This window comes from Hymenobacter segetis, assembly GCF_054776495.1.
Window position 1 is genome coordinate 39,795 of sequence record NZ_BAAHBV010000002.1, and the last position, 11,278, is coordinate 51,072.

Below are 11,278 nucleotides of genomic sequence, written 5' to 3' on the forward strand. Positions count from 1 at the left end.
TCACTCTCACCTAACCCCTCTTTCCCATGCGAAACCCCTACTCATCTGGTAGCTCGAGCCTCCGTTGGACCGGGTTGCTATTTCTCCTGCTGCTGGCGGCCCTCTCGGCCGGCGCGCAAACGGCGGCGCAGCGCTACACCCTGCAAGGCCGCGTGACCGATGCCGGCGGCCAGGGCCTGCCCGGGGCCACCGTGCTGCTGAACGGCACCACGCTCGGGGCCTCGACCGGAGCCGATGGCGGCTACTCGCTGGAGGCCAGCATTGCGCCGGGCAGCTACACGCTCACCGTGTCGCTGATTGGCTACGCGGCCGTGTCGCGGCCCCTCACGCTGGGCGCGAGCCCGACGGTGACCACGGACGTGGCGCTGACGGAAGCCCGCCAAAAGCTGGACGAAGTGGTGGTGGTGGGCTCCACCATCAGCGCGCCGAAGCGGGAGCTGGGCAACGCCATCAGCACCATTCGGGCCGAGGACTTAGCCCAGAGCGGCTCGGGCGGGCTGCTGAACTCCTTGCAGGGCAAGGTGGCCGGCGCGCAGATTACCCAGAACTCGGGCGACCCGGCCGGCTCGCTCTCGGTGCGGCTGCGCGGGGTGCACTCGCTGCAAGGCTCGTCGGACCCACTGTATGTGATTGACGGCGTGATTGTGAGCAACGCCAGCACCAACGTGTCGCAGCTGGCGCTGAGCAACGACATCGGCGCGGCCAACCCCGGCCAGAACCGTTTGGCCGACCTCAACCCCAACGATATTGCCAGCCTCAACATCATCAACGGCGCGGCGGCGGCGGCCCAGTACGGCTCGCGCGCGGCCAACGGCGTGGTGCTCATCACCACCAAGCGCGGGCAGAGCGGCGCGGCGCGGGTGGCGGTGTCCACCAGCTTTAACATGAATGAGCTGCGGAAATCGGTGCCGGTGAATACCTACGGCAAGCAGTTTGGGGCCGACAATTTCACGGCGCTCGATAACCTGGGCCGGCCCGTACCCAGCGTTTTCCGGCTGTATACGATTGGTTCGGCGGCCCCCATTGCCTCCAATCCGGCCAACACTTTCCTGACCACGGTGCCGATTACCCGGGCCGGCACGACCACCCCGCTGGCTTCGAACCTGATTGACGTGACCCGCTACAACTACTTCGACCAGATTTTCCGGACTGGCTACGGCACCGATAACGCGGTGTCGGTATCGGGTGGCTCGGAGCGCACGCAGTACTACGTGTCGGCCAACTATTTGAAAAATGAGGGCATTATCAAGGGCACCGATTTCACGCGCTACAACCTGCGGGCGCGGGTCGACCAGCGGCTCACGGACTGGGCCAAAGTGTCGGCCGGCCTGAGCTACGTGAACAGCTTTTCGAACGAGAAAGCCAACGGCAACGTGTTCTACAGCCCGATTAACTCCATCAACATCACCAACAACATCTACGACATCACGAAGCGCGACATCAAAGGCGACCTGATGGCCGTGGAGCCTACCCGCGTCAATCCGCTCTCGACCATCGAGGACATGAAATTTACGCAGAGCGTGAACCGCACCGTGAGCGACGTGCAGGTGAACCTCACGCCTTTCAAAGGCTTTTCGGCCGACTACGTGCTGGGCGTGGATGCCTACTCGCAGGTGGGCCAGAGCTACATCCGGCCCTACCCTTACCAGGCCACGGCCGGCCTGCCCGCCGCCCGCTACCCGCTGGGCTTCGCGGCCAATGGCAACAACGCCGTTATCCAATTGAACTCCGATATCAACCTCGGGTACGAGTACCAGCTCAGTGAAAACCTGAAGCTGAACCTGCGCGCCGGCTACAGCTACCAGTACGCGCAGCAGGACTACACCACCACGCAGGGCCAGAACCTGGCCCCGTTCATCACCACGGTTTCGGGGGCGGGCAGCACCACGGTGGTATCGGCCTACAACCTCGACCGCTACGACCTGAGCGGCTACTACGGGCAGGCCACCATCGGCTTCCGCAACCTGGCATTTCTGACGGGTGCGGTGCGGCGCGACCGGTCGTCGAAGTTCTCGTCGTCGGAAACCAACCAGGTGTACCCCAAGGTGAGCGGCTCGCTGGTGGTGTCGGATTTCAGCTTCTGGCAAAACAGCGCCTACGCCAACTCCTTCAACAGCCTGAAGCTGCGCGCCAGTTACGGCGAGGCCGGCAACCTGACGGGCATCGGCTCCTACGACCGGTTCTACCAGTTCAGCCCGGTGGGCTTTTTGGGCAAGAACACCATCACGCCGGGCACGCAGCTGGCCAACCCCGCCGTGAAGCCCGAGCGCATGGCCGAGCTGGAAGGAGGCGCCGACCTGGCTTTCCTGCACGACCGCATCACGCTGGGCGTGACGGCCTACTACCAGAAAATCACCGACCTGGTGGTGAAGCGCAACCTGGCCCCGAGCTCGGGCGGCTCCAGCATTGTGAACAACGTGGGCACGATGGAAAACCGGGGCCTGGAGGTGTCGCTGGGCGGCACCCCCGTGAAAACGACTGATTTCACTTGGGACGTGGCCTTCATTTTCAGCCGCAACCGCAATAAGGTGCTAAGCCTGCCCGGCTCGAACGGCAGCGTGCAGGCCATTTCCATTGATAACGCGGCCGGTGCGCCGGTGTATCTGCTGGAGGGCCAGCCGGCGGGCGTTTTCTACGGCTCGGGCTACGCCCGCAACCCCGACGGCTCGCTGCTGCTCACGCCCCAGGGCTTCGCGCAGGACGAGCACGCCGTGGGCCAGGGCGTAGGCGCGGTGAGCTTCACGCCGGCCCGCGGCAGCGACGGCCAGCCGCCCGCCAGCTCCCCCACTGCCAACGTGCTCATCGGCAACCCCAATCCGAAATGGACGGGCTCCTTCAACACCAACTTCACCTACAAAAAGCTGGGCCTGCACGTGCTGCTTGATGCGGTGCAGGGCGTGAGCGTATTCAACGCCGACAAGCGCACCCGCCAGGGCGTGGGCCTCGGCGATTTGGCCGAGCAGGAATTGCGCGGCACACTGCCGCGCGGCTACATTTTCGCCATCTACAACACCCAGGAATTCCGGGTGGACGACGGCTCCTACGTGAAGCTGCGCGAGGTAGCGCTGAGCTACGGCCTGCCCACGTTCACGAAGTTCATTACCTCCCTGAACCTGTCGCTGGTAGGCCGCAACCTGTATTCGTGGGACAAATACAACGGCTTCGACCCCGAAACCAGCGCCGGCGGTGCCTCGGATTTGCTGCGGGCCATTGACTTCGGCAACGTGCCGATTCCGCGCACTTACCAGGTTAAGCTGGCGGCTACTTTTTAGGTGTAGCGCGGACTTTTAGTCCGCGCCTGAGCCGTTTCCGGCGCGGACTAAAAGTCCGCGCTACTCTCCCACCTTCCCGCAATTCATCATCATGAAGAAAATAATAACCCTCGCAGCCCTGGCCCTCGCGCTGGGCAGCTGCAACAAGGAATACCTGAACCCAAGCACCGCCAGCCAGCAGCAGGTGGTCACTTCCTCCGATGGCCTCATCACGCTTTGCAACGGCTTGCAGGCGCGCTACAGCACGGGCGGCCTGCTCAGTGTGCTGTATAATACGGTGGCGGCCGGCGGCCTCACCACCCGCGAGCTCACCGTCCTCAACCAGGGCAATATTGAGGAATTCAACGTGGGCCTCGGAGGCGGCAGCATCACCAACAGCAACGGCGTGGTGCGCAACCTCTGGACCCAGGCCAACTTGGTGAAATCCAACGCCGACCTGGTGCTGGCCAACGTGGGCAACGCGCCGGATGCGGGCACCCGCAGCGGCATCGTGGCCTACGCCAGCATTTTCCGGGCGCTGAGCATTGGCACGCTGACGCAATATTTCGAACAGCTGCCGCTGGTCACGCAGGAGAACGCGCCTTTTGTGCCCCGCGTAGATGCCCTGCGCAACGCCGTAGCCCAGCTCGAAGCCGCCGCCACGCAACTGGCCGCCACGCCGGTTTCGGCCGATTTCAACGCCAAGATTGTGCCCGGCATTGACTTACCGAACACCATTCAGGCCCTCATCGCCCGCTACAGCCTGGAGGCCGGCGACTACGACAAGGCCCTGGCCGCCGCCGGCCGCGTGGACCTCACCAAACGCTCCGTCCTCAACTTCGACGACAACACCCGCAACCCGCTGTTCGAAACGTCTTTTGGCAATAAGAACGTGTTTGAGCCCACCAACACCAACCTGGGCCTCACCGGCGCGCTGGCTCCCGAAACCGGCGACCGCCGCCTGCCCTTCCTGCTGCGCATCACCCCGCCGCCCACCACCACCCAGAACCTGGGCACTGGCTTCTACACCGCCAACAGCGCCCCCATTCCGGTGTACGTGCCCAACGAAATGCTCCTGATTCGGGCCGAGGCCTACGCCCGCAAAAACGACGTACCCAATGCCGTGACGGAGCTGAACAAGGTGCGCACCAGCACGGCCGCCGCTGCCACCACCAGCACCGGCCTGCTGCTGGCGCTGCCCGGCGCGGCCCTGCCCCCCTACGCCGGCCCCCTCACCACGGCCGACGTGCTCACCGACATCCTGCGCAACCGCGATATTGAGCTGGCCTTCCAGGGCTTCCGGCTGGCCGATAGCCGCCGCTTCGGCCGCCCCGCGCCGGGCACCACCGGGGCCGAGCGCAACCGCAATTTCTTCCCCTACCCCCGCATAGAGCGCGAAAATAATTCGCAAACGCCTCCCCTGCCCGACCCACAGTAAGGCAGTGGAGGGGGTGAAACGGGGCGTTGTGCCCGCTGGGCAGTGCGCTTGCAGTACCGACTTCCACGTCTGTCATTCGGAGGATGACAGACGTGGAAGTCCATCCTTCTTCCTTTACCTTCCACCCCATGAACCCACCCAATTCCCACCCTACCCCCATCGCCACCACGGTTTATGCTGATTCCGAATTAGCCTCGGCCGCCGTGGCCGGCCAGATTGCTGACCTCATCCGCACCCGCGCCGCCGAGGGGAAAACCTGCGTGCTGGGCCTTGCCACCGGCTCCTCTCCCACGCGGGTTTATGAGGAGCTGGTGCGCCTGCACCGCGAAGACGGCCTGAGCTTTCAGAACGTCATCAGCTTCAATCTCGATGAATATTACCCCATGCAGCCCGACTCGCTGCAGAGCTACGTGCGCTTCATGCGGGAGTATTTATTTGACCATGTTGATATAAAACCGGAGAACGTGCACATTCCCGATGGCACCGTGCCGCCCGAACAGATTGCGGAATTCTGCCGGCGCTACGAGGAGCAGATTCACGCGGCGGGCGGGATTGATTTGCAGCTGCTGGGCATCGGGCGCACGGGGCACATTGGCTTCAATGAGCCCGGCTCCGGCCCGGCCTCGCGCACCCGGTTGATTACCTTGGACCATGTGACGCGCACCGACGCGGCATCGGATTTCTACGGCGAGGAAAACGTGCCGCGCCGGGCCCTCACCATGGGCGTGGGCACCATTCTCGAAGCCCGCCAGATTGTGCTGCTGGCCTGGGGCGAGGGCAAGGCCGCCGTGGTGAAGCGCATGGTGGAAGGCGAAATCACCGACACCGTGCCCGCCACTTACCTCCAGCGCCACCCCAACGTGCAGGTGGTGCTGGACGAGGCCGCCGGGGCCGAGCTAACGCCCCGCAAAACGCCCTGGCTGCTGGGCCTGCCCTGCAACTGGCACGATGCCGGCCTGGTCCGCAAGGCCGTTACTTGGCTGGCCCGCACGGTCACGAAACCAATTCTCAAACTAACTGAGGAAGACTACAACGAAAACGGCCTTTCGGAGCTGCTGGCGCAGTCCGGCCCGGCCTACGACATCAACATTCGCGTCTTCAACGAGCTGCAACATACCATCACCGGCTGGCCCGGCGGCAAGCCCAACGCCGACGACACCTACCGCCCCGAGCGCGCCGCGCCCTTCCCCAAGCGCGTCCTCATCTTCAGCCCCCACCCCGATGATGACGTGATTTCGATGGGCGGCACCCTGCTCCGGCTGGTCGACCAGGGCCACGAGGTGCACGTCGCCTACCAGACCTCCGGCAACATTGCCGTGTTCGATGACGAGGCCATTCGCTTCGCCGATTTCGTGGCTGATTATGATGAGGCGTTTCATCTTTCTTCCAACGAGCCGGCCGACAACCTCTACCACCGGGTGGCCGATTTCCTCAAAAACAAGCAGCCCGGCCAGGTCGACTCCGACGAGGTGCAGCAGATAAAGGGCCTCATCCGGCGGGGCGAGGCCAAGAGCGCCTGCCGCCTGGCCGGCATCCCCGATGCCAACGTGCACTTCCTGGATTTGCCGTTCTACGAAACCGGCCGGGTGCGCAAAAAGCCCCTCGGCGACGAGGACATCCGCCTCACCATGGAGCTGCTGAACCGCATCCAGCCCCAGCAGATTTACGCCGCCGGCGACCTCTCGGACCCGCACGGCACCCACCGCGTGTGCCTGGCGGCCATTTTTGAGTCCATCCACCGCCTCAAAGCCTCCGGCACCGCCTGGCTCGACGACTGCTGGGTGTGGCTTTATCGCGGGGCCTGGCAGGAATGGGACATCGACCAGATTGAGATGGCCGTGCCCCTCTCGCCGCAGGAGCTCACGCGCAAGCGCCGCGCCATCTTCAAGCACCAGAGCCAGAAGGACCGGCCACTATTCCCCGGGGCAGACCAGCGCGAGTTCTGGCAGCGCGCCGAGGCGCGGAACCGCACCACGGCCAAGCTGTACGACCAGCTGGGGTTGCCGGAATACGAGGGTATTGAGGCCTTTGTGCGGTGGGAGTTTTGAGGTAATTGAACGGCAACTCCCCTCCTTACCAAGGAGGGGATGTTCGCGCTTCAGCGCGAACGGGGGTGGTTGTGGGCGTTGAATGACGACCAAACGATTTACTTCAATGATTCGGACGCCACAACCACCCCAGTTGCCGCTAGCGCGGCAACATCCCCTCCTTGGTAAGGAGGGAAGTTTTTTCCATCCCTATTCCCACCCGCCATGCAACGCACCACCCAGGCCGCCCTCGAAACCACCGGCGCACTGCCCCTCGCGGAGGCTTCCCAGCCCGGCCGCCTAATCAGCCTCGACGTGTTTCGGGGTATCACCGTCATGGCCATGATTCTGGTGAACAACCCCGGCGACTGGGGCCACATCTACCCGCCGCTGGAGCACGCCGAATGGAACGGCTGCACACCCACCGACCTCATATTTCCGTTTTTCCTGTTCATCGTGGGCGTGAGTCTGGTGTATGCGCTCGATGGGGTGAAGCGCCAAGGCGGGCCGCAGGGCGCGGTGCTGCTGCGGGTGCTACGCCGGGCCGGCGTGCTGTTTGGCCTGGGCCTGCTGCTGTCGTTGTATCCGAAGTTCGACTTCTCGGTGGTACGCATTATGGGCGTGTTGCAGCGCATCGCGCTGGTGTTTCTGGGGTGCAGCGTCATCTTTCTGAAAACCAGCTGGCGCACGCAGGTTTGGCTGATTGTCAGCTTTCTCATCGGCTACGCGGTGCTGATGCAGCTGGTGCCCGTGCCCGGCTTCGGGCCGGCCAACCTGGAGCCCGCCACCAACCTCGGGGCTTGGCTCGACCGCACCATCTTCACCGAAGCCCACCTCTGGAAAACCAGCAAAACCTGGGACCCCGAAGGCCTCCTCGGCACCCTGCCGGCCCTGGCCACCGGCCTGCTGGGCGGCCTCACCGCCCAGTGGCTGCGCCACCGTGGCCCAGAGCCGGCCGCCAAAGTGGCCTGGCTGTTCGTGGCCGGCGGCGGCATTATTCTGCTCGGGCTGTGCTGGGCCCCGTGGTTTCCCATCAACAAAGCCCTGTGGAGCAGCCCATACGTGCTCTACACCGGCGGGCTGGCCATGGCCGGCCTGGCCGCGCTCTACTGGATTTGCGACGTGCAGGGCTACCGCGCCTGGACGCGCCCGGCACTGGTCTACGGCGTCAATGCCATCCTCGTATTCTGCCTCTCGGCGCTGCTCTCGCGCACGTTCGGGCTGTTCAAGCTGGCTTTGCCGGGTGGCAAAACGGGCGGATTGAAGGAATGGCTTTACGAATGGGGCATCGCCCTGCATTTCTCCGACCCGCGCACGGCCTCGCTGGTGGGCGCGGTCACGCTTATCATCATCTGGTATTTCATTCTGAGCTGGATGTATAAAAAAGGTGTGGTGCTGAAGGTGTGAGGGGACGTTAGGAATAACACAGAACGTCATGCAGAGCGCAGCGAAGCATCTTTACCGCAGTAGTAACTCCAATTGAAAGGATTAGTGACTGCGGTAAAGATGCTTCGCTGCGCTCTGCATGACGTTCTGCTTTTCGACGTTCTATTCCTGACGTTCTTTCCACCGTGCCGTTCTTTGCCAGCTCAGACGGCATCCTATCACAATGAAAATCCTCATCATCGGCGGCGGCAACATGGGCCTCACATACGCCCGTAGCTTCGTGCGTGCCCACATCACCTCGCGGCTCGATTTGCGCCTGCTGGCCCGCTCGCCCGAGCGGGTGCCGGCCCTGGCGGCCCACGAAATTGGCACCGTCTGGGGCTCGCCGGCCGAGTGCGTGCCGGGGGCCGACATCCTTATCCTGGCCGTGAAGCCGCAGGACTCCCCCGCCCTATTCGCATCGCTGAAGGGGCTGGTGCAGCCGCAGCAGCTCGTGCTCAGCATCATGGCGGGGGTGCGGATTGATACCTTGCGCGAGGCCCTGGGTACGCCCAAAATCATCCGGGCCATGCCCAACCTGCCCGCCCAAATAGGCATGGGAATGACGGCCTTCACCAGCACCGACGAGGTGACTCGCGCCGAGCTGGTGCAGGTGCAAAACCTGCTCTCCACCACCGGCAAGACGGTTTACGTCGAAAACGAAAGCGCCATCGACGCCAGCACGGCCATCTCGGGCAGCGGCCCGGCCTACGTCTACTACTGCATGGAAGCCCTGATGGCCGCCGCCGCCCAAATGGGTTTCAGCGGGGCCGAAGCCGAGCTGCTGGTGAGCCAGACCTTTCGCGGCGCGGTGGAGCTCTACTCGCAATCGGGCCTAAGCTGCCAGGACTGGATTGCCAAAGTGGCCTCCAAAGGCGGCACCACCGAGGCCGCGCTGGGTGCGTTCGGCGCGGGCGCGGTGCGCGAGGGCCTCATGGCCGGGGCCGGCGCGGCGCGCGACCGGGCCGAGGAGTTGGGGCGTTAGCGGTTTTTCCCGCAGTGGGCGCAGGGGTTTACGCAGTGGCCGCAGTGTCGTTCTCGAGGCCGTTTACGCGACGGTGCATATGGTCTTTGAGGCGGTCAACGTTGAAATTGATGAGCAGCCCGAGTTTGAGGCCGGACAGTTTCAGGTAAGTCGTCAGTTGCTTGAAATGAACTTCCTGCAGCGCATCGACGGATTTAAGCTCAATAATGACTTTGCCTTCCACTACCAAATCGAGCCGATAGCCCGTTTCCATGTGAATGCCTTTATAAACCATTGGCATTGGTACCTGCCGGGCTACCCGCAGACCTTGCTGCCGCAACTCATGCTCCAGAGCAGTTTCGTAAACCGACTCCAAAAGGCCCGGCCCTAAATCTGTATGAATTTCATAGGCCGCTTTACGAACCTGAAAAGAAATCTGGTTTTCATGCATCGCGCAAAGTAAACCCGGCTGAACGACACTGCGCCCACTGCGTAAACCCCTGCGCCCACTGCGGGAAAAACCGCTAACGCTATGCCACTGAATACCCCGCGAAATCCTTTCGGAGCTGGGTTTTCAAAATTTTCCCCGTAGCCGTGTGAGGCAGCTGGCTCACGAACTCCACGGCATCGGGCTCCCAGAACTTGGCCACCCGGCCCCGGAAGAAGTTCAGCAGCTCATCGGCCGAAACCTCCATGCCGGGGCGGCGCACCACTATCAGCAGCGGCCGCTCGCTCCACTTGGCGCTGGGCACGCCGATGACGGCGGCTTCGGCCACGGCGGGGTGGGCCACGGCCAGGTTTTCGAGGTCGATGCTGGAAATCCACTCGCCGCCCGATTTGATGACGTCTTTGGAGCGGTCGGTGATGTGCATGTAGCCGTCGGGGTCGATGGTGGCCACGTCACCGGTGCGGAACCAGCCGTCGGCGGTGAGCTCGCCGGGCGTGGCGGTGCGGAAGTAGTCGCGCACCACCCACGGCCCGCGCACCAGCAGGTCGCCGAAGGCCACGCCGTCGTGGGGCAGCGCGTGGCCGTCGTCGCCCACAATCTTCATATCGACCCCAAACACCGCCCGGCCCTGCTTAGCCCGGATGGCCATGCTGTCGGCCGGACTGAGGCCGGCGTGCTTGCCCTTGAGGCGGGCGGTGGTGCCCAGCGGGCTGGTTTCGGTCATGCCCCAGGCGTGCATGATGGTCACGTTTAGCTCTTCCTCGAAGGCTTTCATGAGGGCCGGTGGGCAGGCGGCCCCGCCCACCACCGTGCGGTTGAGGGTGCTGAAATGGCGCTGCCCCTCGCGCATAAATTGCAGCAGCGCCAACCAGATGGTGGGTACCCCGGCCGAAAACGTCACGCCTTCGGTTTCAAACAATTCAAACAGACTGGCGCTATCCATGCCCGCGCCGGGCAGCACCAGCTTCGCGCCATTGAGCGGGGCCGCGTAGGGCAGGCCCCAGGCATTGACGTGGAACATGGGCACCACCGGCATTATCACGTCCGAGGCCGAGCAGCTCAGCGCATCGGGCAGCGAGATGCCCAGGGCGTGCAGCACCGTGGAGCGGTGCGAGTAAAGCACGCCCTTGGGCTGGTCGGTGGTGCCGGAAGTGTAGCAAAGGGAACAGGCCGTGTTTTCATCGAAGCTGGGCCAGTCATAGTCGCCGGTTTCGGCCGCTAGTAAATCTTCGTAGCTGCACAGGCCAGGCAGCTCGGAGGCGGCGGGCAGGTGTTCGGGGCCGGCCATGAGCACCCATTTTTCCACGGTGGGGCACACCGGGGCCAAGCGCTCCACGAGGGGCAGAAAGGTGAGGTCGAAGAACATCAGCCGGTCTTCGGCGTGGTTGATGATGAACACCAGCTGCTCGGGAAACAGGCGCGGGTTGATGGTGTGGCACACCGCCCCGATGCCGGCCACGCCATAATACAGCTCGAAATGGCGGTGCGTATTCCAGGCCAGGGTGCCCACCCGGTCGCCGTTTTCGATGCCGAGCTTCAGCAGGGCCTGGGCCAGCTGCTTGCTGCGGTGGTTGGCCTCGGCGTAGGTGTAGCGGTGCATGCCGCCCTCGGGCCGGCGCGAGACTATTTCGGTATCGGAATGCCACTTGGCGGCGTGCTCGATAATCGTAGCCACGCGCAGCGGCTCGGCCATCATCAGTCCTAACATAAGTGCGGGGTGGGAAT

At 63.7% G+C, this 11,278-nt stretch carries 7 protein-coding genes; 5 read left to right on the top strand and 2 right to left on the bottom strand.

What is annotated here, in order from left to right:
- The first annotated feature begins 26 nt into the window (after positions 1-26).
- The 5 genes from ACYU70_RS10905 to proC all read left to right on the top strand — a co-directional run bounded on the left by ACYU70_RS10905 (position 27) and on the right by proC (position 9,126).
- Entirely contained in the window at positions 27-3,272 is a 3,246-nt protein-coding gene (locus ACYU70_RS10905) for a SusC/RagA family TonB-linked outer membrane protein (protein WP_342299680.1), read from the top strand.
- A gap of 91 nt (positions 3,273-3,363) precedes the next feature.
- Positions 3,364-4,689: a RagB/SusD family nutrient uptake outer membrane protein gene (locus tag ACYU70_RS10910; RefSeq protein ID WP_342299682.1), complete on the top strand. Its 1,326-nt coding sequence runs from the start codon at positions 3,364-3,366 to the stop codon at positions 4,687-4,689.
- 128 nt (positions 4,690-4,817) lie between these two features.
- Positions 4,818-6,737: a glucosamine-6-phosphate deaminase gene (gene nagB / locus ACYU70_RS10915; protein ID WP_342300944.1), complete on the top strand. Its 1,920-nt coding sequence runs from the start codon at positions 4,818-4,820 to the stop codon at positions 6,735-6,737.
- A gap of 204 nt (positions 6,738-6,941) precedes the next feature.
- Positions 6,942-8,123 carry an acyltransferase family protein gene (locus ACYU70_RS10920; protein ID WP_342300945.1) on the top strand — a complete coding sequence of 394 codons (1,182 nt, stop codon included), beginning with the start codon at positions 6,942-6,944 and terminating at the stop codon, positions 8,121-8,123.
- A gap of 202 nt (positions 8,124-8,325) precedes the next feature.
- Positions 8,326-9,126, top strand: coding sequence for a pyrroline-5-carboxylate reductase (gene proC, locus ACYU70_RS10925; RefSeq protein WP_342300946.1), 801 nt, complete (start codon positions 8,326-8,328; stop codon positions 9,124-9,126).
- Positions 9,127-9,154: 28 nt separating this feature from the next.
- On the opposite strand, the gene ACYU70_RS10930 is transcribed toward proC, so the two are convergent.
- Both ACYU70_RS10930 and ACYU70_RS10935 read right to left on the bottom strand, forming a co-directional pair.
- Positions 9,155-9,556 (bottom strand): GxxExxY protein, encoded by a 402-nt coding sequence (locus ACYU70_RS10930; RefSeq protein WP_342300947.1) that lies wholly within the window; start codon positions 9,554-9,556, stop codon positions 9,155-9,157.
- A 79-nt stretch (positions 9,557-9,635) separates the two neighbouring features.
- Positions 9,636-11,261: a 3-(methylthio)propionyl-CoA ligase gene (locus tag ACYU70_RS10935; protein ID WP_342300949.1), complete on the bottom strand. Its 1,626-nt coding sequence runs from the start codon at positions 11,259-11,261 to the stop codon at positions 9,636-9,638.
- Between the last annotated feature and the right edge of the window lie 17 nt (positions 11,262-11,278).